At 59.3% G+C, this 24,641-nt stretch carries 16 protein-coding genes and 2 rRNA genes (1 of these 18 cut by a window edge); 4 read left to right on the top strand and 14 right to left on the bottom strand.

Annotated features, from left to right (window positions below):
• Nucleotides 1-42: 42 nt before the first annotated feature.
• The 4 genes from AC3ISI_RS03460 to mdaB all read right to left on the bottom strand — a co-directional run bounded on the left by AC3ISI_RS03460 (nt 43) and on the right by mdaB (nt 4,258).
• Nucleotides 43-1,488 carry a SulP family inorganic anion transporter gene (locus AC3ISI_RS03460; protein WP_489335489.1) on the bottom strand — a complete coding sequence of 482 codons (1,446 nt, stop codon included), beginning with the start codon at nt 1,486-1,488 and terminating at the stop codon, nt 43-45.
• Between the two features lie 212 nt (nt 1,489-1,700).
• Complete coding sequence (locus AC3ISI_RS03455; protein ID WP_489335488.1) at nt 1,701-2,594, bottom strand: NAD-dependent epimerase/dehydratase family protein; 894 nt, start codon at nt 2,592-2,594, stop codon at nt 1,701-1,703.
• Between the two features lie 103 nt (nt 2,595-2,697).
• Entirely contained in the window at nt 2,698-3,609 is a 912-nt protein-coding gene (locus tag AC3ISI_RS03450; protein ID WP_489335487.1) for a LysR substrate-binding domain-containing protein, read from the bottom strand.
• A 58-nt stretch (nt 3,610-3,667) separates the two neighbouring features.
• The gene (mdaB, locus tag AC3ISI_RS03445; RefSeq protein WP_489335486.1) at nt 3,668-4,258 is read right to left on the bottom strand and encodes an NADPH:quinone oxidoreductase MdaB; all 591 of its coding nucleotides are present in this window, start codon (nt 4,256-4,258) and stop codon (nt 3,668-3,670) included.
• 161 nt (nt 4,259-4,419) lie between these two features.
• Here mdaB and AC3ISI_RS03440 point away from each other — a divergent pair, with 161 nt between their 5' ends.
• Entirely contained in the window at nt 4,420-4,734 is a 315-nt protein-coding gene (locus tag AC3ISI_RS03440) for a putative quinol monooxygenase (protein ID WP_489335485.1), read from the top strand.
• On the opposite strand, the gene AC3ISI_RS03435 is transcribed toward AC3ISI_RS03440, so the two are convergent.
• On the bottom strand, nt 4,724-5,488 hold the full coding sequence (locus AC3ISI_RS03435; protein WP_489335484.1) for a sulfite exporter TauE/SafE family protein: 765 nt from the start codon (nt 5,486-5,488) through the stop codon (nt 4,724-4,726). The two genes, AC3ISI_RS03440 and AC3ISI_RS03435, sit on opposite strands and share 11 nt — an antisense overlap.
• 225 nt (nt 5,489-5,713) lie before the next feature.
• Here AC3ISI_RS03435 and AC3ISI_RS03430 point away from each other — a divergent pair, with 225 nt between their 5' ends.
• Nucleotides 5,714-6,595: a LysR substrate-binding domain-containing protein gene (locus AC3ISI_RS03430; protein WP_489337619.1), complete on the top strand. Its 882-nt coding sequence runs from the start codon at nt 5,714-5,716 to the stop codon at nt 6,593-6,595.
• Between the two features lie 111 nt (nt 6,596-6,706).
• Entirely contained in the window at nt 6,707-7,051 is a 345-nt protein-coding gene (locus tag AC3ISI_RS03425; RefSeq protein ID WP_007946320.1) for a cupin domain-containing protein, read from the top strand.
• Nucleotides 7,052-7,141: 90 nt separating this feature from the next.
• Here AC3ISI_RS03425 and ltrA (AC3ISI_RS03420) read toward each other — a convergent pair whose 3' ends face one another.
• From ltrA (AC3ISI_RS03420) to AC3ISI_RS03410, 3 genes are all read right to left on the bottom strand, one after another.
• The gene (gene ltrA / locus AC3ISI_RS03420; protein WP_489334740.1) at nt 7,142-8,434 is read right to left on the bottom strand and encodes a group II intron reverse transcriptase/maturase; all 1,293 of its coding nucleotides are present in this window, start codon (nt 8,432-8,434) and stop codon (nt 7,142-7,144) included.
• 617 nt (nt 8,435-9,051) lie between these two features.
• Nucleotides 9,052-9,939 (bottom strand): 3-hydroxyisobutyrate dehydrogenase, encoded by an 888-nt coding sequence (mmsB, locus tag AC3ISI_RS03415; protein WP_489335483.1) that lies wholly within the window; start codon nt 9,937-9,939, stop codon nt 9,052-9,054.
• A 10-nt stretch (nt 9,940-9,949) separates the two neighbouring features.
• Entirely contained in the window at nt 9,950-11,476 is a 1,527-nt protein-coding gene (locus AC3ISI_RS03410; protein ID WP_489335482.1) for a CoA-acylating methylmalonate-semialdehyde dehydrogenase, read from the bottom strand.
• 150 nt (nt 11,477-11,626) lie between these two features.
• On the opposite strand from AC3ISI_RS03410, the gene AC3ISI_RS03405 reads away from it, so the two are divergent.
• Nucleotides 11,627-12,574 carry a LysR family transcriptional regulator gene (locus tag AC3ISI_RS03405; RefSeq protein ID WP_489335481.1) on the top strand — a complete coding sequence of 316 codons (948 nt, stop codon included), beginning with the start codon at nt 11,627-11,629 and terminating at the stop codon, nt 12,572-12,574.
• Between the two features lie 11 nt (nt 12,575-12,585).
• Here the strand turns inward: AC3ISI_RS03405 and recD are convergent, their stop codons facing one another.
• The 6 genes from recD to AC3ISI_RS03375 form a co-directional block, all read right to left on the bottom strand.
• Nucleotides 12,586-14,694 carry an exodeoxyribonuclease V subunit alpha gene (gene recD / locus AC3ISI_RS03400; RefSeq protein WP_489335480.1) on the bottom strand — a complete coding sequence of 703 codons (2,109 nt, stop codon included), beginning with the start codon at nt 14,692-14,694 and terminating at the stop codon, nt 12,586-12,588.
• Complete coding sequence (recB, locus tag AC3ISI_RS03395) at nt 14,691-18,380, bottom strand: exodeoxyribonuclease V subunit beta (protein ID WP_489335479.1); 3,690 nt, start codon at nt 18,378-18,380, stop codon at nt 14,691-14,693. Before recB ends, recD begins: the two co-directional genes overlap by 4 nt.
• Complete coding sequence (recC, locus tag AC3ISI_RS03390; RefSeq protein WP_489335478.1) at nt 18,380-21,829, bottom strand: exodeoxyribonuclease V subunit gamma; 3,450 nt, start codon at nt 21,827-21,829, stop codon at nt 18,380-18,382. Before recC ends, recB begins: the two co-directional genes overlap by 1 nt.
• Before the next feature lie 195 nt (nt 21,830-22,024).
• Nucleotides 22,025-23,317: a group II intron reverse transcriptase/maturase gene (gene ltrA / locus AC3ISI_RS03385; protein ID WP_489334740.1), complete on the bottom strand. Its 1,293-nt coding sequence runs from the start codon at nt 23,315-23,317 to the stop codon at nt 22,025-22,027.
• 500 nt (nt 23,318-23,817) lie between these two features.
• Nucleotides 23,818-23,933, bottom strand: a 5S ribosomal RNA gene (rrf, locus tag AC3ISI_RS03380).
• Nucleotides 23,934-24,081: 148 nt separating this feature from the next.
• Nucleotides 24,082-24,641 (bottom strand): 23S ribosomal RNA (locus AC3ISI_RS03375); it runs 2,332 nt beyond the window's last position.

Raw genomic sequence — 24,641 nt, 5'->3', positions numbered from 1 at the left:
GTCTCCCAGCGGCAGGTAATCGTCCACCCGCCGCGTACTATCTCAGTCGTGATTTACGCGCGCACGTTTCAGCAGTTTCTTGCAGCGCTCCGACAAGTGCAGCACCCGCAGGTGCTTGCCGGCCTTGGCGTAGCGTTCGCGCAGCGCATTCAACGCGGCAATGGCCGAGTAATCGACGAAGCTCAAATGACGGCAATCCAGCGTGACCTGAGCGGGATCATTGGCAGGATCAAATTGATTCAAGAAGGGTGTCGTCGAAGCAAAGAATAGCGTGCCATGCACCCGGTAGAGCTTGCTGCCGTCGTTTTCCAGATGACTGTCGGCGTAAAGCTGCCGGGCCTGCTGCCAGGCAAAATTGAGCGCCGCGATGATAATCCCGCACAACACGGCGGTGGCCAGATCGGTGAACACAGTAATCACCGTCACCGAGATGATCACCAACACGTCGTTCAACGGCACTTTGTTCCACACCCGAAGCGAGGCCCAGGCGAATGTTTGCTGTGACACCACAAGCATCACCCCGACCAGTGCCGCCAGCGGGATGCGCTCGATCAGCGGCGAAATAAACAGAATGAACAACAGAATCATCACCCCGGCCACCGCACCGGACAACCGTCCGCGTCCACCGGAACTGAGGTTGATCACGGTCTGGCCGATCATCGCACAACCGCCCATGCCGCCGAACACGCCAGAAATCATATTCGCTGCACCCAACGCCACACACTCGCGATCCGGGAAGCCACGGCTCTCCGTGATTTCGTCAGTCAGGTTCAGGGTCAGCAGGGTTTCCAACAGGCCGACCAGCGCCATCAAAATCGCGTAGGGCGCGATGATGCGCAGGGTTTCCAACGTCCAGGGAATGTCTGGCAGCGCAAAGGTCGGCAAGCCACCGGCAATATGCGCCATGTCACCCAACGTACGAGTCGGCAAGCCCAGCAGATACACCGCCAAGCCCACGCCCAGAATCGCTACCAATGCCGGCGGTACGGCACGCGTCAGGCGTGGCAGCAGGTAAACAACGGCCATGGTGACGGCCACCAGGCCCGTCATCATGTACAGCGGCGTACCACTGAGCCAGGTGTCACCGCTTTTGAAATGCTCCAACTGCGCCAGGGCGATGATGATCGCCAGGCCGTTGACGAAACCGAGCATCACCGGATGCGGGACCATGCGCACCAGTTTGCCCAGTTTCAGCAACCCGAACGCCAACATGATCAACCCGCCGAGCAACACTGTGGCCAGCAAATACTGCACGCCGTGTTGCACCACCAGCGCGACGATCACCACGGCCATCGAACCGGCAGCGCCGGACACCATGCCCGGCCGCCCACCGAACAGCGCGGTCAGGGTGCAAATGATGAACGCCCCGTAAAGCCCCATCAGTGGATTGAGGTGGGCCACCAACGCAAAGGCGATGCATTCGGGCAGCAGAGCGAAAGAGGTCGTGAGCCCGGCCAGGACATCAGCGCGTAGGCGTTTTGGTTTCATGGGGGGACCGCATGCAGGAAGTAGCAGGAAAAGAGGTGCGGATGTTACGGAATTGAGGGCAGTCCGGCCAGTTGTTGGGGCGCTGGAAATGCCTTCGCGAGCAGGCTCGCTCCCACAGGGGATTTTCGTCGAACACAAAATCCGTGCCCTGCGAAGATCAAACGTGGGAGCGAGCCTGCTCGCGAAGAACGATGACGCGGTTTAAAGCGAACTCAAACCATCTCGTCCCGAATCCATTCAATCACCGACACCCGCTTCGGCACCCAACCGAGCAATTCACGCGCCTTTTCCCCACGTACCCGACTGTTGGAACCCAAACCATAGTTGGCCATTTCATACCCCCACTCGGCTTCGGCGTCTTTCAACGGCCAGTCCTGCGGCGTGCCCAGCTCCAGCGCTTGAGCAATGGCAGTGGTCATGTCGATGAACGACGCTTCGCCGCTTTCGGCGAAATAGAACGTGCCCGGTACGTTTTTGGTCAGCGCCAACTGGTACAGGGACACCACGTCTTCGATATGCACATTGGACCAGATGTTCTGCCCCGAACCCACATGCCGGACTACGCCACTTTTACGCGCCTGTTTGAGCAAGCGTGGCAGTTGCACGCTGTCGCGGTTGACGCCCAGGCTGTGGCCGTAGATCAAGGTGTTGCAGATCACCGCCGAGTTCACGCCGTCGTTCGCTGCAGCAAGGATCAGGTTGTCGATGGCCACGCGAGCGGCCTTGTCGACAGTCGGCTCTGGCAGCTTGTCTTCGAAGTAGATGACATCGCTGGACCTGCCACCGGATGCATCGCCGACGATGCTCGAACCGCTGGTGTGCAAGAACACTTTGTTGGAGCCGCGCAACGCGTCGAGCAAGGTTTGCACCGCGCCACGATGGTCGCTGCTGGCGGCATTGATCACGGCGTCGGCAGCGCGGGCGTGTTCGGCCAGCAGTGCGCTGTCATCCAGCGTACCGATCACCGGGGTGATGCCCAACGCGCTCAGTTCATTGGCTTGTTCCTGGCTGCGAACGAGGCCGGTGACCTTGTGGCCCGCCCGGATCAGACCGGTGGCGATGGAACCGCCGATAAAACCGGCGGCGCCGGTGACGAATACCTTCATGGAGAAGTTCCCTGCGTGAGTAAGTGATGCAACGAGTATCGAGAAGTAATCACTGACGAAAAATCCCCTCTGACCCAATTCACTCTTGCGCAGGGATCACGAATCAGCCCTTGAAGTCTGAATTCGCATAAGCCGCCAGCTTGCCCTGAATGAAGTCCAGAAAGCACTGAATCCGCAGGGCCAGCTGCGAGTTACGGTAGTAAACCGCGTTGATCGGCTGGCGATAACCGCTGTTGAAATCCGCCAACAGCACTTGCAATCGCCCGGCACGAATGTCGTCGATCGTCATGTAGTGCGACAGGCAGGCAATGCCTTGGCCTTCCAGCGCCAAATGGCGGATGGTTTCGCCACTGGAGGCGCTGATCGACGCCTGAATCGGCCAGCGATCACCGTGCACATAGCGCAACGGCCATTGGTTGAGGCCTTCGTTCTGGGTAAACCCCAGCAATGCGTGCTCACTTAAATCCGCAACCGCCTGCGGCGTACCGTGTTGCTCAAGGTAGGCCGGGCTGGCGACGATGTGCAGCGGGCTGCAACCTAAAGAGCGTGCATGCAGGGTCGAGTCGGTGAGCGTGCCAATGCGGATGGCGATGTCGGTGCTTTGCTCCAGCAAGTCGATGATCAAATCGTTGCTGTTGAGTTCGAGCTGGATGTCCGGGTAGAGCCGGCGGAATTCGTCGATGTACGGCACGATGGCGTGCAGCATGAACGGTGCCGCGGCATTGATCCGCAGACGCCCGGATGGGGTTTGCTGGCGTGAGCCGAGGCGCTCTTCGAGTTCATCCATCTGATCGAGTATCAGCTTGGCATGTTCGAAGAAGTACTTGCCCTCCTCGGTCAGGTCCATGCGCCGCGTGGTGCGGTTGATCAGCGTGGTATCGAGCTTCGCCTCCAGCCGTGACAGCGTGCGGCTGACCGCCGAGGGGGTTTGCCCGACCTGTTCGGCCGCAGCGGAAATCGACCCGCACTCAATCACGCAGACGAAAACCTGCATCTCATCGGATCTGGCTTTCACAGCGGCCCCTCATTCAAAAACTGTCTTGATAGTAACTGGATGCGGGGCAAAAGGAACCTCAAGCGGACAGGCCAAAGACCTCGGTCAAATGCTGCTCGTAGCGCGCCACATCGGCTTCGATGTTCGGGCGTTTCATCACGTCAATGCAGAGGAATGTCGGCAACCCGGTCATGCCGAGGAACTCGTTGGCCTTGTGGAACGGGAAGTACACCGCGTCCACGCCTTTGGCTTCGAAGAAGTCGGTCGGGTCGTCGAAGGCTTGCTGCGGCGCGTTCCAGGTCAGCGACAACATGTACTGCTTGCCCTGCAGCAATCCGCCGCTGCCATATTTCTGTGAGGCGTCGGAGCGGGTGCGGCCGTCGCTGGCGTAAAGGCTGCCATGACCTTCAGTGAAGACTTCGTCGATGTATTTTTTTACGGTCCACGGTGCGCCCATCCACCAGCCCGGCATTTGATAAATGATCACGTCGGCCCACAGAAACTTGGCGACTTCTTCGGCGACGTCGTACCCCTCGTCGATAAAGGTGGTTTTCAGATCCATGCCGCCGCGGTCCAGTACGCTCAGCGCGGCTTCATGCAGGGTGGCGTTGTAGCGGCCATCGGAGTGGGCGAATTTTTTGCCGCCATTGAGCAACAGTACTTTTTTCATGAGAAATCTCGGAAGGTCAGTAATCGGATGGCGGCAGGTTAGCGACTGGTCTCGCGCGGAATAAGCCCAGAATGCACAAAACTCATTTGACCCATACGCACGAATCAACAGGCGATTGTTGCCATAGACTGGTGCCGACTCTTAATTTGAGGAAATTTCTGATGAGTGAACTGCAAGGCTTCATCCTGCACGCCAAGACCCGCCCGGAAAAATCCGACGCCTTCGAAGCGTTTTTCCGCGGCTACGTGGAAACGAGCCGCGCCGAGCCCGGCTGCATCGAGTACCACATGCTGCGCGACAAACAGGATCCGACGCTGTTTATCTTCTACGAGATCTGGCAATCCCAGGCCCACCTGGACGTGCACTCGAACTTGCCGCATATGAAGCTGTTCCTCGACCAGCGCGATGAATACCTGGAACGGGATTTCGAGATCCGCGCCATCGAGATGCTTAGCCCGTCGTCCGCTAACCGCTGATCAACAAATGGCCGCCGAGCACGCCGAGGCCGATGAAGAACACACGCTTGAATAATGCACCGCTGATCCGCTGACGCAGCCATTGGCCCAGCCACATGCCGAGCACTGCCGGGATCAGCGCCAGCAACGACGCGCTCAATTCGCCACCGCCGAGAGCGCCGCGCCATAACAGCCCGCCGGCTAGGGCCAGGGTCGAAACGGTGAACGACAAGCCCAGCGCCTGCACGAGCTCGTCCTTGCTCAAACCGAGCGCTTGCAGATAAGGCACCGCCGGAATCACAAAGACGTCGGTAGCCGAGGTGATGACGCCCGTCAGCGCGCCGCACAGGGGGCCGAGCCAGCGTTCCGTACGCCCGTCGACGCGCAAGGTTGGCAGGAGCAATCCGCTCAACGCATAGAGCAACAGCGCCGCGCCCAACGCCCGCACGACCCACTGACCGCCGGCCATGCCGATCCATAACGTGCCGGCGCCAGTGCCGATGAATATCGCCAGCAGCATCGGCCATAGACGCTTGATCAACCCGCGCAAATGCCCGCCGAATGCCAGTTGCCAGACGTTGGTGAGGGTCGCGGGAATGATCAGCAGCGCGGCTGCCTGCGACGGTGCCATAGCCAGACCGAGCAGACCCATGGCGATGGTTGGCAAGCCGAGACCGATGATGCCTTTGATCATGCCGGCCAGGAGGAAGGTGGCAATGACCAGCAACGACAGAGCCAGCCCGAGGTTTTGATAGAACGCGGCGAGTGTATTCATGGGGCTATGGTGAGCCCGGATTGGCCGCGTGAAAATCTGCCATATACTGAGACTGCCTCTTGATTTGACAGAGGCTAAAGTTTTCGCTGCGACGACTGACGCCTTCGCCGGCAAGCCCGCTCCCACAGTGGATCGCATTCCACCAATGAGAACCCGGTCACCTGTGGGAGCGGGCTTGCCCGCGAAGAGGCCCGTCCAGACGATACATCTCCAGAGACTGCCATGATGCACCTCGACCTGACCGACCTACGCCTCTTCCTGAACATCCTCGACAGCGGCAACATCACCGCCGGTGCCGCACGCAGTCATCTGTCCCTCGCCGCAGCGAGTGCGAGAATCCGCGCCATGGAGGCTTCGCTCGGCATCGATTTTCTGCAGCGTGGCCGGCGCGGCGTCACGCCGACCTCGGCGGGCAAAGCCCTGGCGAAACACGCCAGGGCGCTGCTGCAACAAGCGGAACACATGCAACAGGACCTGGCCGAATACGCCAAAGGGGTCAAAGGTCAGGTGCGGTTGTTGTGCAACACCACGGCAATCACCGAATACCTGCCGGAGTTGCTCGCTGACTTCTTGCGCGATCATCCGAATCTCGACATCGATCTTCAGGAATTGCCCAGCGCACGCATCACCCACGCGCTACGCCAAGGTGCGGCAGACCTGGGAATTGTCTCCGACGCCGTGGATACCGATGACCTGCAGACCCGCGCCTTTCGCGACGATCCGCTGGTGCTGATTCTTCCGCGAGATCACCCGTTGGCCAACAACGAATCCTTAAGTTTCAGCGACACCTTGCACCACGATTATGTAGGACTGAACGCCAACAGCGCCCTCGCGGTGTACCTCGAAGAACAGGCCCTGCACATCGGGTCACGCCTGCAAATCCGCATCCGCACTGACGGTTTCGAGGGCGTGATGCGCATGGTCGCTCGCGGTGCCGGGCTGGCAATCGTGCCCTTGGCAGCCGTCGAACGCTGGCCGGGGGAACGGACTTTCAAGTGGACGGCCCTGCAGGAAACGTGGGCGCAACGCAAACTGCTGCTCTGCGCCCGGAACTTTGAAGCACTACCCGGCTACGCGAAGGCGTTGTTACACGCCTTGAGCCTTTAGTAGCAAGGTCGCGCGTTTCTGGACACTTCGATGTCGAGTTCAGACAACTGACCGGTGCACGGGCGCTATAGGGTGCGACTTCAGTTCTTGAACCCGCTGCCCGGAGTCCACATGACCGCACCGATTACCGTCCTTCGCGATACTCATCCACTGCCGGTGCTGGACGCCTGCAAATGGGAAAAACTCGAAGGTGACCCGCACACCGTCAACCTCAACGCCTACACCAGCGAAGACGGCAGCAAGATCATGGGCACCTGGATCTGCACGCCGGGCAAGTGGTATGTCGAATACGTGAAGTGGGAATACTGCGACTTCCGCGAAGGCTACTGCATCATCACCCCGGAAGGAAAGGAGCCGATCCATCTACGTGCCGGCGACATTTTCGTCATCGAACCGGGGATGAAAGGCACATGGGAAGTGGTTGAAACCGTGCGCAAGTATTTCGTGTTTGCCTGATAATCGGCATAGGGGGCAGCCTTCATAGGCCGCTCCCCTGCCACACCACCCGGCATGCGGGTCCGCACCGGGCGGTTCGAGAGATTGAGGTTATGAGAGTCGCACCAGTCCCAGCCTGTCGAACCACGCCAAATCCAACACTCGATTCAGCTCAAATCGGCTGTTACGCCACCAGCTATGCGAGTTGGCCGCCACTTTCCGGGCCGATTGGCTGCTGGCTCCCAACGTCCGCAGTTCGCGGTAGATCGTCGGTCCACGCCTCCATTGCTTAAGCTGGATCGCTCGCAGTCGGTGTCGTATCCATTCATCCAGCTCTCGCCAGATTTTCGGTGTTTGCGACAACCCAAAGTAAGTTTTCCAGCCCAAGAGATAAGGGCGTAGATTCTCCACAACTTGTCGCATACTGCGACCGCCTGAGCGACGGGTGAGCTCGCGTATCCGTTGCTTGAACTGCTTGCGCGCCTTGACCGCTACCGCTCTTTTGACGCCTTGTGGAGATGCCCAGAAGGCGTAGCCCAGAAACTTGCGACCATACGCACTCGCCACCGCACTCTTGCTCTCGTTGACGCTCAAGTGCAGCTTGTCATACACACGCTTCAGCAAGGCCATCACCCGCTGCCCTGCCTTGCGACTACGGACATACACATTCGCATCGTCGGCATAGCGCACGAAACAATGACCTCGACGCTCAAGCTCCCGATCCACTTCGTCCAACAGCACATTCGCCAACAACGGCGACAGCGGGCCGCCTTGCGGCGCCCCGCAGCGGCTTTTCTCGACCACGCCATTGATCAGCGTTCCTGCATCCAGATACGCCCGAATCAGCCGGATAACCGCCCGATCCGCAATCCGCTTGCGTAAACGATCCATCAAAATGTCGTGGTCGACCCGGTCAAAGAACTTCTCCAGATCCACATCCACCACCACTTTTCGGCCCGAAGACACGTGGCGCTGAGCTGCCAACACGGCGTCTTGCGCGCAGCGTCCCGGGCGAAAGCCGTAGCTGTGTTCACTGAAAGTCGGATCGAGTAATGGCTGCAGGACTTGTAGCAGCGCTTGTTGGATCAAACGGTCGGTGACCGTCGGGATACCCAACTCGCGTTGACCGCCGTCAGGTTTGGGAATGACCACACGTCGTACCGGACTGGGCCGGTAGACACCTGAGAGAAGCTGTTCACGAATCGCTGCCCACTGGGTTAACAAGTGTTCGGCAGTCCGTTCAATATCCAGACCATCGACTCCCGCTGCCCCTTTGTTGGCCTTGACCCGCTTCCATGCCCGCTTCAGGTTTTCTCTCGCAAAGGCCCGTTCCAGTAGCCCTTGCCCTGCGTTGTCGGTTTCATCTTGCGGGCGATTGACCTCGTCACTGACGGAGCTTCTCACGGCTTCACCGCTCGCAGTCTCGATCCGCCCCGCGTTTGGCAGGCATCTGACTTCCGGTCGTTCGCATCAACATGGCCTATAACGCTTTCTCTCGTTCGGCCCTTCGTCAAAAAAAAAAGACTACTACGGCCTCTGCTGACTTCTCGCTCCGGCTGGCGCCGTCGCCCTTTCAGGCACGAGGCGAGATCTCCCCAGGTAAGAACGCAATCCTTCCCCGCACAACCGCCGGATTTACGCAGCCTGATCTTTGACCACAAGAGCTTCGCGATTTTTGGCTCGCTCGCCCTGATCGGCTTCGCCTTGTATCCGGTTCTTGTCCATCGGCTCACGGCTTCGATTCACGCTTCCTCCCCACACTCGGTCACCCTCATGCAGTTGCGCTTCACTTCGTTCGCTGTGGTCAGCTTACGGCGGGACTTTCACCCACAAGATTGCGCCCATGCTGGGCGCACCAAAAAAACCGGGGGACCACTCGAGGTGATCTCCCGGTAAATGTCGAAAGATTGGGCCGATGCAACTCCTGTGGGAGCGAGCCTGCTCGCGATAGCGGTCTGACAGACAACATTTGTGTGACTGACACACCGCTATCGCGAGCAGGCTCACTCCAGGTCGCACTTTTACTGCGGTTTACGATAGCTGTTGATGATCGCCGAGAAGTCCTTGCCTCCGTCCCCACGCTGGCTCATCGCCTGATACAACTGCTGGGCCACCGCGCCGAGCACCACCGGTTGGTGCGCCTGACGGGCCGCTTCCGTGGCCAGTCCCAAATCCTTGAGCATCAGTTCAGCACCAAAACCGCCGGTGTAACCGCGCGAAGCCGGCGCCGTTTCGACAATGCCCGGCCACGGGTTGTACATTTCCGAACTCCAGCAACGCCCGGTGGAACTATTGATGATTCCGGCCAGCACCGTCGTGTCGATCCCCAGGGCATCCCCCAGCGCCATGGCTTCGCTGACGCCAACCATGGAAATCGCCAACAGCAGGTTGTTGCAGATCTTGGCGATTTGCCCGGTGCCGACTTCACCGCAATGAACGATGTTGCGGCCCATCTGCGCCAGCACCGGTTGCAGGGTGGCGAACAGTTCAGGGGTGGCGCCGACCATAAAGGTCAGCGTCCCGGCTGCCGCACCGCCGGTGCCACCAGAAACCGGTGCATCGGCCATGGCCACGCCCTGTTTGGCAGCTGCGGCGGCGACATCGCGCGCCGTCTGTGGATCAATGGTGCTGCAATCCACGGCCGGTACACCTTGACCGATACCGGCGAGAACACCGTCTTCACCCAGCCACACACTGCGTACATGCACAGCGGCGGGCAGCATGGTGATCACCAGTTCCGCACCTTGCGCCGCCTCACGGGCCGAAGCGCTGATGCTGCCGCCCAATTGCTCAAGCTCCGCCAGCACGGCTTTGTTCAGGTCGACCAGACGTAATGCATGGCCGGCTTTGATCAGGTTGCGCGCCATCGGGGCGCCCATGTTGCCGAGACCGATAAAAGCGATTTTCATGTCCGGCTCCTTAACGCAAGTTGATGGTGGTGTTCACACCGTCGTTGACGCTGTCGTCATCGAACCAGCGACTGGTGACGGTCTTGGTCTGAGTGTAGAACTGCACCACTTGCTTGCCATACGGGCCGAGGTCGCCGAGCTTGGAGCCGCGCGAACCGGTGAAGCTGAAGAACGGGACCGGCACCGGAATCGGGATGTTGATGCCGACCTGACCGACATCGATTTCGTTCTGGAATTTACGCGCCGCCGCACCGCTCTGGGTGAACAGGCCCGTGCCGTTACCGAACGGGTTGGCGTTGACCAGCGCAATCGCCTCGTCGAGCGTATTCACTTCCAGCACCACCAGCACCGGGCCGAAGATTTCCTGGGTGTAGATCTGCATGTCGGTGGTCACGCCGGAGAACAAGGTCGGGCCGACAAAGTTGCCCTTCTCGTAACCCGGAACCGTGATCTCGCGACCGTCCAGCTCCAGTTTGGCGCCTTCCTTGATGCCACTTTCGATCAGGTCGAGAATTCGCGCCTTGGCTTTTTTCGAGATCACCGGGCCGACGTCAGTGCCCGGCTCGCTGCCGGCGTTCACTGTCAGTTTCTGCGCCAGCGCTTTCAGGTCCGGCAACCATTGTTTGGCCGCGCCCACCAACACCACTACGGAGGTGGCCATGCAGCGTTGACCCGCCGCACCAAAACCGGCGCCGACCAGGGCATTCAGCGCTTGTTCGCGATTGGCATCCGGCAGCACCACGGCGTGGTTCTTCGCGCCCATCATCGACTGCACGCGCTTGCCGTGTTTGCCAGCCAGGTCGTAGACGTGAGTACCGACGGCGGTCGAACCGACGAAGGAAACCGCCTTGATGTCTTTGTGCGTGCAGAGTGCGTCCACCACATCCTTTCCGCCATGCACGACGTTAAGGACGCCCGCAGGAACGCCGGCCTCAATGGCCAGTTCCACCAGGAGCATGGTCGACATCGGGTCTTGTTCGGACGGCTTGAGCACGAAGGTGTTGCCACAGGCGATGGCCATCGGGAACATCCACAACGGAATCATTGCCGGGAAGTTGAACGGGGTGATACCGGCGCACACGCCGATGGGCTGACGCAGGGTGTAGGTATCGACACCGCCTGCCACGTTCTCGGCAAACTCACCCATTTGCAAGCTGCCGATGGAGCAGGCGTGTTCGACCACTTCCAGACCACGGAAAATGTCGCCTTCAGCGTCGGCGATGGTTTTGCCTTGCTCTGCGCTCAGGACCACGGCGATACGTTTGGAGTGTTCACGAATCAGCGCCTGGAGCTTGAGCATGATGCGCATCCGCGCGCCGATCGGCGTCAGCTTCCAGGTCTGGAAGGCGCGATGGGCAGCACTGATCGCAGCGTCGACTTCTTCGGTGGTGGCAAACGGCACTTTGGCCAGCACTTGCTGGGTCGCCGGGTTGACGATGTCGTGCCACTCGGTGGACTTGGATTCGATCCACTGGCCGTCGATCAACAGCTTGACCTTCTGCACGGTGGTTTCGTTAGGCGTGAGCGATGCGTTCATGTGGGTCTCCGGATGCTTGTTTTTATCTTGGGAGCCAAAGCGAGAAAGTCGCCTTGTGATGAGGCGTGTGCCGCGAATTGGTTGTGGGACTGTTTTTGGAGTATAGATGTGCAAACTTCTAATAAGAACGCACATAAAAGCCGGTCCATCATGCAAAAAAACATCACGTCTTTAGGCTCGCTGAACTGGGATGACCTCAAGTTTTTTCTCGAAGTCGCCCGTACCCGCAAGGCCAGCACTGCGGCCAAGCGCCTGGCAGTCGACTACACCACCGTCTCGCGGCGCATCAGTTCGCTGGAAGCGGCATTGGGGACTTTGTTGTTCGAGAAATCCCGGACCAGCGGTTTTGTCCTGACCGCTGAAGGCCAAAGATTGTTGGGTTACGCAGAGTCTATTGAAAGCACATTGCATATGGCCTGCGAGCAGGTTTCGGGGTCCGGGGTGGCGTTGTCCGGTCACGTGCGCATGGGTTGCACCGAAGGCTTCGGCAGCTTTTTCATCACGCCGCAACTGAGCCACTTCGTCGACGCCTACCCGGCCATTTCCGTCGACATCCTGCCGCTGCCGCACTTCATCAGCTTGTCCAAGCGCGAAGCCGACATCGTCATCGCCCTGGAGCGCCCGGAACACGGGCCGTACGTCTGCTGCAAACTCTGTGACTACCGATTACAGCTGTACGCGACCCAGGACTATCTGGACAAACACCCACCGATCCGCCGCCCGGCAGACTTGGGCAAGCATTCATTCATCAGTTATGTCGACGATCTGGCATTCAGCTCAGAGCTGTTGTACCTGGCGAACGTATTGCCCGGCGCCAGCGCAAATCTGCGCAGCACCAGCGTGATCGCTCAATTCGTGGCGGCACAGCAAGGGCGGTCGCTGGCGATACTTCCGTGTTTCCTGGCGGCCCAGGACCCACGGCTGCTGCCGGTGTTGCCGCAAGAGATCAACATCACCCGGCAATTTTGGATGTACTGCCGTGAGGACCTGCGCAAGCTCAAGCGGATCACCCTGTTATGGGATTACATCCGCTCGGTCACTGAACAGAATCAGGGCCTGTTGATGGGTGAAAGCCGGGAGATGTTGTTCGCCGACTAGTCGGCGCTCAATCAAAGGCTCGGTGCATTACCCTCCTCCAGCTCCAGCATCAATCCGCTCAAGCGCTTGACCTTGCGCCGCACGGCCTCTTCGAAGACACCGGCACGCGGCTCGATCAAGGTGAACCAGTGCTTGGCCCGGGTGATCCCGGTGTAGATCAGTTCCTTGGTGAGCACAGGGTTCAGGGCATCAGGCAGAATCAGCGCCGTATGGGCGAATTCCGAGCCCTGGGATTTGTGCACGGTCATGGCGTAGACGGTTTCGACATCGTTGAGCCGGCTAGGCAGAACAAAACGAACGCCGCCCTGGCCATCATTGCGTGGGAACGCCACGCGCAACACCGGCTTGCCTGCTTCGGGTCCCTCACGCTCTGGCAGTTTGAGGGCGATGCCGATGTCACCATTCATCAACCCCAGGCCATAGTCGTTTCGGGTCATCAACACGGGTCGCCCTTCGTACCACTGCTGATCGCTGTCGATCAGCCGGGCCTTGAGCAATGCGGCGGTGACACGCTGATTCAACCCTTCCACGCCCCACGGCCCTTTGCGGACGGCACACAGCAACTGGAAAGCGTCGAAGGCTTGCAACACGTCTCGCGCCCATTCGGTCCAGTGTGCATCGTCGAATGGGCTGTCGAGCGCTGGCCGCTGTCTGCGCAGCAGATTCAAATAGTGGCGATAGCCTTGCGGTCCTTCGCCATGACCTTCGAGCAACAAGCGCTCCAGCGCACGGTCTTGCTCACCCTTGAGTGGCAGGGAAAACACGTCGTCGTGGCTTCGAGCGGCCAACAACTTGCGGGCTTGTTCGGGTTGTTGCTGATTGACCCAGCGCGCCAGTTGACCAATGCCGCTGCCCTCGCCGAACCGGCGCGAATGACGCAGCATCACCACTTGCTGGGCCAGTGGATGAGTGCCTTGGGTGTCCGCTTGCAAACCACTGGCTCCCAGGCTTTCACCACTGACTGCTTCCAGCCACTGGCGAGTCTGCGGGCTGTACCAACCCGCCTCGGCATCCCGGCACAAATCGCCCAGCACAGCGCCGGCCTCCACGGATGCCAGCTGATCCTTGTCCCCCAACAACACCAACCGAGCGTGAGCCGGCATCGCATCCAGCAAATTAGCCATCATTTCCAGGTCGATCATCGACGCTTCGTCCACCACCAGCACATCCAGCGGCAAGCGATTGCCGGCATGATGGCGAAAGTGTCGCGTGCCGGGTCGACTGCCCAGCAAACGGTGCACGGTAGTGACTTCAGACGGGATCTGGCCGCGGACCGATTCGGCGACGGCCAGGGTCCGGACCTGTTGGCTGATCGACTCCGTGAGCCGGGCCGCTGCTTTCCCGGTGGGTGCGGCAAGCCGGATGCGCAGCGGTTTTCCAGCTCCTACTGCGGGCGCTTGGAGCAATGCCAGCAAGCGCACGACGGTAGTGGTCTTACCGGTGCCTGGGCCGCCGGTCACGATGCTGAACGCACTGCGGGTCGCCAACGCACAAGCGAGTTTTTGCCAGTCGATTACCTCACCGGCTTTAGCTGAACCGAACAAACCGGTCAGGCGTTGGGGTAAATCATCCGGTGTCACTTCGTGTTCAGCCAAGCGCAGGCGCAGGGCATCGTCGATGCGTCTTTCGTACGCCCAGTAGCGGCGCAGGTACAGGCGCTTGCCGGATAAAACCATGGGCCGCGATTGCGCAGATTCACGACCGTCTGCGGCCAGGGCCACCAGATTGCTGGAGGCCAGAACCTTGCACCAATGGGCACCGTCCAGCGCTTCCAGCAATTGCGACGGCAATAACATCGCGCCACTGTGCAGATCGCCTTCAGGGGGCAGCGACAGGGCGAAATCCGGTTCTTTCAGCGTCTCGAACAGGTCCAGACACACATGACCGTGGCCCAGTTGGTGACTGGTCAGCGCGGCAGCGAGCAGCACCAACGGATCATCGTCGGGGGCGAGTTCGTGGAGGAAGGCGACGAAGGCCTTGTCCAGCGCTCGCAACCAGCCTCGCTCAACCCAGCGCGTCAGTAACAACAGCAGGTCATCGGCACGACTCAATGGAGCCAGATCTGCCAGGCTTTCCGCTGCCAAGGGTGTGGGCAGCAAATCGGCAAAGGTGCGACTCATAGCAGTACTCCCTGTTCCCACGCGGGTTCGGCCTTGGGTTCTGGCTTGCCCTGGAACATTCGGTCCAGTCGCTCGATCAGTTCTTTGGGTGGACGGGCGAAATACACGCCTTGGCTGGCGGCACGCGTGCCACGCAAGAACAGGTAGAGCGCACCGCCGACGTGCCGGTCGTAATCGTAATCGACAAGCCGCGCCTTGAGTTGTCGGTGCAAGGCCAACAGGTACAGCACGTATTGCAGGTCATAGCGATTATCGAGAATCGATTGTTCCATGGACTGTTCGGTGTAGGCCGCGTCATCAACGCCCAGCCAGTTGGATTTGTAGTCGGCGACGTAATAGCGGCCATCGTGTTCGAAGGTGAGGTCGATAAAGCCTTTGAACATGCCGTTGAGCAAGACCGGTTCAGCAGCCACTCGGGCAACGCCATAGTGGGTGTGTTGGCGCACAAGTTCATCCAGTTTGAGCACATCGACTTTATGGCTGGCGAACCAGAACTCCATCTCGACGCGGTACTGGGTCAATTGCTCCAATATTACTGGTTCGGTCCCGCCGCCGAGGCGCAGCGGGGACTTGAGCAAATGTTGCAGCCAATCGCTCAGCGTGGTGATCCAGCCTTCCCAGCCACGACGGTTGCAGCGACGGGCAATCGCGTCTTCGATCGCTTGCGGGGTGGCGGAAAAACCTTCGTCGCCGGCCCATTCCAGCAAACCATGGAGAAAGGTGCCGGGGTTGGGGCCTCGAGGGAATCGATGGATATCACCGCCAGCGGCCATCACTTCTCGTGGAGCGTGCGGATCAAGGCGTTCGTCATCGAAGAGCTTTTGCGCTTGCGGGCTCTCCGGGGCGTCGTCACTGCCCACGCTCATACTGTCGCTAATGCGCAAGGCGCTGTACGAGGCGATCCACCAGTTTTCACTGGCCTTGCGTTTCGGGACGCGCAGCGCAAGCAAACTCGCCTGGTTTTGCGGCGGATGGTAAAGCTCGGCGTTGGCTGGCGGCATTTCAGCGTAAGTCAGCGCCGGGCACTCCTGCTGCAAATCTTCCAGCCAGTGCTTCAGGCCTGCCGACTCGGCCAATGGCAAACCACCGCCCAACAGGTAACCCAACGCCGACAGGTGCAGAACCGAACTGTTGTTATTGCCGCGCTTGAGATCGGTCACGCCGAGCCAGCACGCATGTTGCGCGCGAGTCAGGGCGACATACAGCAAGCGCAGATCCTCGGCCAGACGTTCATCGTCGGCCAGGGCAATCAACTCGGCAGTCGGCTTCAAGCTCACCTGAGCCTTGCCGTTTTCGTCGTGGTAATGCAGCGGCAGACGACTGCCATCCACCGGCTTCGCCGAACAGATGAAGGGCAGAAACACCAAGGGATATTCAAGGCCCTTGGATTTGTGAATGGTCACAACCTTGACCAGTTGTTCATCGCTTTCCAGGCGCAGGATCTGCTCTTCACCAGCCTGGCCGGACAACGCCAGATGCTCGGACAAGTGACGGATCAGCGCCTGCTCGCCATCGAGTTCGGCCGCCGCCTGCTGCAGCAATTCGGACAGGTGCAGCAGATTAGTCAGCACTCGTTCACCATCGCTGCGCGCGATCAATGCCTGCGGGAGCTGGAAGTCGTGTAGCAAACGTCGCAGCATCGGCAGCACGCCTTGCTTGCGCCAGAGCTCGCGATAGCCCCGGAATTGCATGACACGTGCTTCCCAGGCCAGCTCGTCCTGATTCAGTCGCTCCAGTTCAGCCAGCGACAGATTAAGCGTGATGCACGCCAACGCCGCTCGCAGTGGTCGCTCGACGTCGGGCTCGGCACAGGCCTTGAGCCAGGTCAGCACGTCGTGAGCTTCTTGTGCGGCGAACACCGAGTCCTTGTCCGACAGATAGACGCTGCGCACACCTCGAGCCGAGAGTTCGCCGCGCACCGCTTGAGCTTCTTTGCCATCGCGTACAAGGATCGCGATATCTGCCGGCAGCAGGCCTCTGAAGTCCTTACCGTCCTCGACGAAACCCGCCCGCCCTTGTTGCCCACCGTTGAGCACTGCAGTGATTTCACTGGCGCAGGCGGCAGCCAACTGTTGCCGGTACACAGCACCGGACAGCGGTTGCTCTGCGGACAAATGCCAGATGTTCAGGGACGGGACGACTTGACCCTCTACGTGCAGAACCTCCTTACGTCCCTGGGATTCCACAGGTAAAAACGGCACCGGGTTGTCGCCATTCTTTTCCCGAAACAAGAACGCGCCGCGCCCCAGCTCACGAGACTCGGCGCGCTCGAATACATGGTTAACCGCATTGACCATGCCATGGCTGGAGCGGAAGTTGGTGCCCAGCGTATGCAGTCGACCGGTCGTGGCCTGACGGGCGCGCAGGTAGGTATAAATGTCGGCGCCACGGAACGCGTAGATCGCCTGTTTCGGGTCACCGATCAGAAACAGGCCGCATTCTGGATTGTTGTCCTCGATGCGATAGATGCTTTCGAAGATCCGGTATTGCACCGGGTCGGTGTCCTGGAATTCGTCAATCAACGCTACCGGGAACTGCTCCCGAATCAAGGTCGCCAGGCGTTCGCCTCCCTCGGACTGCAAAGCGGCATCAAGACGCAGCAGCATGTCATCGAAGCCCATCTCTGCGCGGCGACGCTTTTCTTCTTCGAACCGCGTTCCAACCCAGCGGGCGGCATGTTGCAGAACGGCCGCGTCAGGAGTTGGCAGTCCGTCGAGGCTGGCCTTGAGACCGGGCATTGCGTCCAATCCCGGGTGACGGGGCGCTTCGCCTTTCCAGGCTTCGGCCATGCCATCGGGCGTCAGACGAGTGAAGCCGGTGCCGATATCCAGTGGCTCGAGAGATTCATCTTCGGCCCAGGCTTTGATTTTTTCGAACCAGGGCTCGAAGTAGCGTGCCTGCATCTTTCGACCGTCGACGCTCTTGCTCGCAACACCCTGGTGACAGATCACCAGCAGCTCGTCCGCCCATTGGCGCCAAGGCATCTTGAGTTCAAGCAACGCGATTCGTCGTTCCTGCAAACATTCGCTGATCAGCTCGGCCGGCTCTTTTCCTTCAACACTGTCGCGCTCGCTGGCGAACAAACCGCGCACGCGCGGCAACAATGCTGCCGGTCCACCCCAATTGCTGCGGACCCAGTTCAGTGCATCGCCTTGCATCGGGTAACAGAACAACCGCCAGTAATCACGCAGGACTTCGCCCAGCAAATCGCTGTGATCGGTTTCCAGGGTCTGGGTAAACAGGCTGCCGCTGTCGAACGCGTGTTCGCGCAACATGCGCTGACACCAACTGTGGATGGTCGAGACGGCCGCCTCATCCATCCATTGCGCGGCGATGTCCAGACGGTTTGCGCAGCCCGACCACTGTTCGGGCAGGTACTGATCACGCAGTTCGGCAATGAGGCCATCCGGTGCCAGGGTTTCATCACGGAAGAATCGCGCGGCCTCCGCCAAACGTGTGCGGATACGTTCACGCAGCTCTTTGGTGGCGGCATCGGTGAAGGTCACGACGAGGATTTGCGGCGGTAACAGTTCACGCCCGAAACCACTCGCGTCACTCCCGTGACCCAGTACAAGGCGCAGATAAAGCGCGGAAATGGTGAAGGTCTTGCCGGTCCCGGCGCTGGCTTCGATCAGTTGGCTGCCGCGCAGTGGGAAGGCCAGCGCCAGAGGAGTTTTTGTTGTCATCAACGAGCCTCCTCGCTGGTCAGTGAACGCCAAGGGGCTTCAAGCATCGGTTTGTACAAGGCGTTGCACCAGTCGGGGAACGTTTCGTCGGCAACCAGCGCGTCGAAGTCAGCAAACTGTCGTGTGAGTGCAGGGCTTTCGCGGCGCTCTCCGTCAGTGGTCTGGCCATCGCCTTCATAGGCTTTGCGGGCAGCGGCTTCGGCTTTCAGCGGATCGGCCTGGCCAAGCCAGGCGAAGGCAGTTTTAACTGCAACTGGCAGGGGTTGGCGCATGCCCGCTCGCCACGCCTCCAGAAGATGCCCCAGAATTTTTAGAGCGGCACCCTTCTCAAGTGGTTCCAACAGCAGGCTATCGTCGCTGGCCACCAGCGCGGTGGTCATCGGGATGCCAATGGCGCAGGCAACCAGATGATTGACCCAAGGCCTGGTCAACCGGTGCCATTTGCGGTTTTTAATTGAGCCAATGCTGTTGGGGATGGTCGTGACCGACAGCAATCCGCCGTCTGCACGCTGGTGCAGACCACTGAGCCAACCTTCGAGCCGCAGTCCTTCCAACTCAAGATTTACCGGCAGAGCGCTGGTCAGCGGTGTCGGCCATAACGCCAGGAGCTGTTGATAACGCTGCAGCAGATCCGGAAGCGGTTCAATCAATTCACGCTGAAGGCATTCGCCGAATCCGGCCATGGGCAGCAGCCCACTGTTTTGCAGGCGTTTGGCCTGGTCTTCAAGTGCCTGATCGGCGTGATCAATGCGTCCCATCGCCGCTGCAAGCAAGCTGTCGCTGAGGCTGTAGCGTTGCAGCGCATCGAGGACAAAGGGTTCTTCATCGGCCAAGGGCACTTCAGCTGCTTCGAAGAACACCTTGAGCCGCTGGCTGAAAAAATGTCGCACAGGATTGCGCAGGAAGTCCTGCAACTGACCGAGGCTCAGCGGCTCCTCCTGTTCGTAAGCCTCAAGTACCTCGCCGTCAGCCACCTGATCGGTGACGTGATGAAGTACCTGCCATTCATTGGCGTAGCTGAACAGCGCGTCACCTTCATGGAAGTAACGAGCGCTGAAGGGCTGCAATGGGTGCTCTTGAGTCATGGCCTCCAGCAGGTCCTCGTCCTCATCACGCAGTCTCCAACCGCTGGCGAGATGGTCACGCAATTGGCCAATAAGCACGGAGGCCGGGCGTTCGCTGTTATCCCGGATGCTTCGGCCTACCCAACTGATGTAGAGCTGATCTCGTGCCGACAACAACGCTTCCAACAGAAGATAGCGGTCATCTTCACGGCGGGAGCGATCTCCGGGGCGGTAGTCACTGCCCATGAGATCGAAATCCAGCGGCGGTTGTGCACGAGGATAGTCGCCGTCGTTCATACCCAGCAGACAGACCCGTTTGAACGGAATCGCCCGCATCGGCATCAAGGTGCAGAAGTTGACGGCACCGGCCAAAAAACGCTGGGACAGGCGACCCTGATCCAGTCCGGCCAGCCAGGCTTCCCGAACCACCGTCAGCGGCAAATCGTCCTGCAAACCTACGGACTCACAGGTATCGAGCCAGGTTTCGCGCAACTCTTCTAGCTGGGCGAGCAAGTAGTCGTCGTGCTCATTGCTGGCCAGGAAGAACAGCTGCACCAATGCTTGCAATCGCACGCCCCATTGCTTGGGCGGTGCCGGTTGAGTCAGTTCTTGGTGGGCGATCTCCAACGCATCCAGCAGGGCCACCAGAGGACCGATGAGCGCGGCATCCAGACCGCCAATTTCGTCGTAAGGCTCGATGCCTTCACACGCAATGGCACTGCCCACGGCATAACCCAGCAGCATCCGGCGCAGGCCAAATCGCCAACTGTTTTGCTCCAGCGCTTCAGGCAATCCCAGACCCGCACGCTGCTCGGCATTCATTCCCCAGCGGATGCCGGCACCTTCGATCCAGCGGTGCAGCGTCGGTAGGTCACGCTCCTCGACGCCAAAGCGGGCACGTAATGCTGGAACGTCCAGCAGGTCGAGAATCTCGCTGACGGGGAAACGACTGTCGGGAAGTTTGAGCAGGTGTTCCACCGCAATCAGCAGGGGATCGCGACCACGCTGGCCTTGATCCGCGAGCGTGAAGGGAATGAAACGAGGGTCCTGGCGATCAAGTTGACCGAATACGGCTCGAATATGCGGTGCGTAACTGTCGATGTCCGGGACCATCACAATGATGTCGCGAGGTCTTAGGTCCGGATCAGCACTGAAGCGTGCCAGGAGCTGATCATGAAGGATCTCTACTTCACGCTGGGCGCTATGGGCGATGTGAAAACGGATCGACTCGTCTTGCTCAAGATCGACGGTTGGCCAGCATTCTCGTGTTTCGCTCAGTGGACGTAATTCGAGAATGTCGTCCTGCAATTGATTGAGCATGTTCTTTGGCTGATTGTCGCTGAACAGGTCGATGCGCCCATCACGAAACGCAGAGCTGTAGCTGTTGGGATCGTCATAGCTGTCGAGAAGATTGATGTAGTCCCGCCCCTGTTTACCCCAGGCAGCCAGTAGCGGGTGAGCGTGCTGGTGGAGCGTTTGCGGGTCAAGCACCACAGGCATTCCGCTCTTGCGGGCCTGGCGCTTGTATTGATGCCTTAGCAGGTCTTTATCGGCGACGATGTCGGCCCAATGGTAACGACACGGATTATGAACACACAGCAGAACCTGACTGAAACGAGCCAGTCCGGCGAGTGCTTCGAGGGCTTGAGCGGGCAGCGAAGAAATCCCGAAAACGATCACCCGTGAAGGCAATCCGCTGGGGGCGACGTCGAGGCTGTTGATGCGTTCGATAAACCGCTGATGAACACCGGCACGGCTTTGCGCCATGCCTTCCTCACCCACATCCAGCAACAGCGCTCGCCATAATTCGGCCTGCCAGCAGTTGGCTGGGGCCAGTGGCTTGGCTTCGCCTCTGCCGTTGCGTAATTGGTGACGACCTTCTGCCCAGTCTTCGAGCCAGTCGGCGCGGTAGACCTGGTATTGGTCGAACAAGTCTGCGAGTCGCTCAGCTAACTGGTAGCGCTTACGCAAATCGGTGTCATGGGTCAGGAAGCGCTGCAGTGGCTCAAAGTGCGGTTGGTTGATCAGTTGCGGGAGGAGGCGCATCAGACGCCAAGTCAGTGGAGCTTTATCGAGTAACGATTTGACCGGGATTTCATCCCGGCCAAGGACCATGCGATAAAGCTGCCACATGAAGCTACCGGGTAACTGCACGTCGATGGCGGCGGCTATACCGCAGCCGCCCATGTCATCCTCTTCCGGATCTTCGGCCAGCGCCAGCTTGAGCCACTGCGCAATGCCATTGCTCTGCACCAAGGCGATTTCATTTTCCAGGGGAGCCAGCGGATAACGCCGCATTACGCTGATCACCAGGCTGCGCAGTTCATTCAGACTGTTGCTTTGAACCACCATAAAAGCAGCGTTGAGGGACGTGGCGTCCGGCATAAAGGCTTCCTTGGGAAAATACAAACGGTAGGGCCGAACCTTAGCATTGTCGGGAGACTGTGACAGCCGGGAGCTGGCCGGTAATGCTGTACGAACTTTCCTGCGGAATCGGCATAGGGGGCAGCCTTCATAGGCCGCTCCCCTGCCACACCACCCGGCATGCGGGTCCGCACCGGGCGGTTCGAGAGATTGAGGTTATGAGAGTCGCACCAGTCCCAGCCTGTCGAACCACGCCAAATCCAACACTCGATTCAGCTCAAATCGGCTGTTACGCCACCAGCTATGCGAGTTGGCCGCCACTTTCCGGGCCGATTGGCTGCTGGCTCCCAACGTCCGCAGTTCGCGGTAGATCGTCGGTCCACGCCTCCATTGCTTAAGCTGGATCGCTCGCAGTCGGTGTCGTATCCATTCATCCAGCTCTCGCCAGATTTTCGGTGTTTGCGACAACCCAAAGTAAGTTTTCCAGCCCAAGAGATAAGGGCGTAGATTCTCCACAACTTGTCGCATACTGCGACCGCCTGAGCGACGGGTGAGCTCGCGTATCCGTTGCTTGAACTGCTTGCGCGCCTTGACCGCTACCGCTCTTTTGACGCCTTGTGGAGATGCCCAGAAGGCGTAGCCCAGAAACTTGCGACCATACGCACTCGCCACCGCACTCTTGCTCTCGTTGACGCTCAAGTGCAGCTTGTCATACACACGCTTCAGCAAGGCCATCACCCGCTGCCCTGCCTTGCGACTACGGACATACACATTCGCATCGTCGGCATAGCGCACGAAACAATGACCTCGACGCTCAAGCTCCCGATCCACTTCGTCCAACAGCACATTCGCCAACAACGGCGACAGCGGGCCGCCTTGCGGCGCCCCGCAGCGGCTTTTCTCGACCACGCCATTGATCAGCGTTCCTGCATCCAGATACGCCCGAATCAGCCGGATAACCGCCCGATCCGCAATCCGCTTGCGTAAACGATCCATCAAAATGTCGTGGTCGACCCGGTCAAAGAACTTCTCCAGATCCACATCCACCACCACTTTTCGGCCCGAAGACACGTGGCGCTGAGCTGCCAACACGGCGTCTTGCGCGCAGCGTCCCGGGCGAAAGCCGTAGCTGTGTTCACTGAAAGTCGGATCGAGTAATGGCTGCAGGACTTGTAGCAGCGCTTGTTGGATCAAACGGTCGGTGACCGTCGGGATACCCAACTCGCGTTGACCGCCGTCAGGTTTGGGAATGACCACACGTCGTACCGGACTGGGCCGGTAGACACCTGAGAGAAGCTGTTCACGAATCGCTGCCCACTGGGTTAACAAGTGTTCGGCAGTCCGTTCAATATCCAGACCATCGACTCCCGCTGCCCCTTTGTTGGCCTTGACCCGCTTCCATGCCCGCTTCAGGTTTTCTCTCGCAAAGGCCCGTTCCAGTAGCCCTTGCCCTGCGTTGTCGGTTTCATCTTGCGGGCGATTGACCTCGTCACTGACGGAGCTTCTCACGGCTTCACCGCTCGCAGTCTCGATCCGCCCCGCGTTTGGCAGGCATCTGACTTCCGGTCGTTCGCATCAACATGGCCTATAACGCTTTCTCTCGTTCGGCCCTTCGTCAAAAAAAAAGACTACTACGGCCTCTGCTGACTTCTCGCTCCGGCTGGCGCCGTCGCCCTTTCAGGCACGAGGCGAGATCTCCCCAGGTAAGAACGCAATCCTTCCCCGCACAACCGCCGGATTTACGCAGCCTGATCTTTGACCACAAGAGCTTCGCGATTTTTGGCTCGCTCGCCCTGATCGGCTTCGCCTTGTATCCGGTTCTTGTCCATCGGCTCACGGCTTCGATTCACGCTTCCTCCCCACACTCGGTCACCCTCATGCAGTTGCGCTTCACTTCGTTCGCTGTGGTCAGCTTACGGCGGGACTTTCACCCACAAGATTGCGCCCATGCTGGGCGCACCAAAACAAAACCCCTACCTGCATACGCAGATAGGGGTTTCGGAATTTAATCTTGACGATGACCTACTCTCACATGGGGAAACCCCACACTACCATCGGCGATGCATCGTTTCACTGCTGAGTTCGGGATGGGATCAGGTGGTTCCAATGCTCTATGGTCGTCAAGAAATTCGGTAGCCAGCTCGTGCTCTCTTGCGAGATCACGCTCCAGCGAATGGGTATGCAATAGATTTGTGCGTTGCTTTCGAACTTTCGGTTCTTTCGTCTTCACACACCGCAATCTGGCCTTTCGACGCAAATTGCTTGGGTGTTATATGGTCAAGCCTCACGGGCAATTAGTATTGGTTAGCTCAACGCCTCACAGCGCTTACACACCCAACCTATCAACGTCGTAGTCTTCGACGGCCCTTCAGGGGACTCAAGGTCCCAGTGAGATCTCATCTTGAGGCTAGTTTCCCGCTTAGATGCTTTCAGCGGTTATCTATTCCGAACATAGCTACCCGGCAATGCCACTGGCGTGACAACCGGAACACCAGAGGTTCGTCCACTCCGGTCCTCTCGTACTAGGAGCAGCCCCTCTCAAATCTCAAACGTCCACGGCAGATAGGGACCGAACTGTCTCACGACGTTCTAAACCCAGCTCGCGTACCACTTTAAATGGCGAACAGCCATACCCTTGGGACCGGCTTCAGCCCCAGGATGTGATGAGCCGACATCGAGGTGCCAAACACCGCCGTCGATATGAACTCTTGGGCGGTATCAGCCTGTTATCCCCGGAGTACCTTTTATCCGTTGAGCGATGGCCCTTCCATACAGAACCACCGGATCACTAAGACCTACTTTCGTACCTGCTCGACGTGTCTGTCTCGCAGTC

It is taken from the genome of Pseudomonas sp. GL_139_B (assembly GCF_057834475.1).
Note: the sequence above shows the minus strand (reverse complement) of the source record. Positions and strands in the feature narration are given on the sequence as shown.

Coding starts and splice junctions, on each gene's coding strand:
- mdaB (WP_489335486.1), bottom strand. CDS start 4,258: ATGAAAAAAGTACTGTTGCTCAATGGCGGCAAAAAATTCGCCCACTCC.
- recB (WP_489335479.1), bottom strand. CDS start 18,380: ATGACAACAAAAACTCCTCTGGCGCTGGCCTTCCCACTGCGCGGCAGC.
- mmsB (WP_489335483.1), bottom strand. CDS start 9,939: ATGAAAATCGCTTTTATCGGTCTCGGCAACATGGGCGCCCCGATGGCG.
- recD (WP_489335480.1), bottom strand. CDS start 14,694: ATGAGTCGCACCTTTGCCGATTTGCTGCCCACACCCTTGGCAGCGGAA.
- AC3ISI_RS03460 (WP_489335489.1), bottom strand. CDS start 1,488: ATGAAACCAAAACGCCTACGCGCTGATGTCCTGGCCGGGCTCACGACC.
- recC (WP_489335478.1), bottom strand. CDS start 21,829: ATGCCGGACGCCACGTCCCTCAACGCTGCTTTTATGGTGGTTCAAAGC.
- AC3ISI_RS03440 (WP_489335485.1), top strand. CDS start 4,420: ATGAGTGAACTGCAAGGCTTCATCCTGCACGCCAAGACCCGCCCGGAA.
- AC3ISI_RS03410 (WP_489335482.1), bottom strand. CDS start 11,476: ATGAACGCATCGCTCACGCCTAACGAAACCACCGTGCAGAAGGTCAAG.
- AC3ISI_RS03435 (WP_489335484.1), bottom strand. CDS start 5,488: ATGAATACACTCGCCGCGTTCTATCAAAACCTCGGGCTGGCTCTGTCG.
- AC3ISI_RS03455 (WP_489335488.1), bottom strand. CDS start 2,594: ATGAAGGTATTCGTCACCGGCGCCGCCGGTTTTATCGGCGGTTCCATC.
- AC3ISI_RS03430 (WP_489337619.1), top strand. CDS start 5,714: ATGCACCTCGACCTGACCGACCTACGCCTCTTCCTGAACATCCTCGAC.
- AC3ISI_RS03405 (WP_489335481.1), top strand. CDS start 11,627: ATGCAAAAAAACATCACGTCTTTAGGCTCGCTGAACTGGGATGACCTC.
- AC3ISI_RS03425 (WP_007946320.1), top strand. CDS start 6,707: ATGACCGCACCGATTACCGTCCTTCGCGATACTCATCCACTGCCGGTG.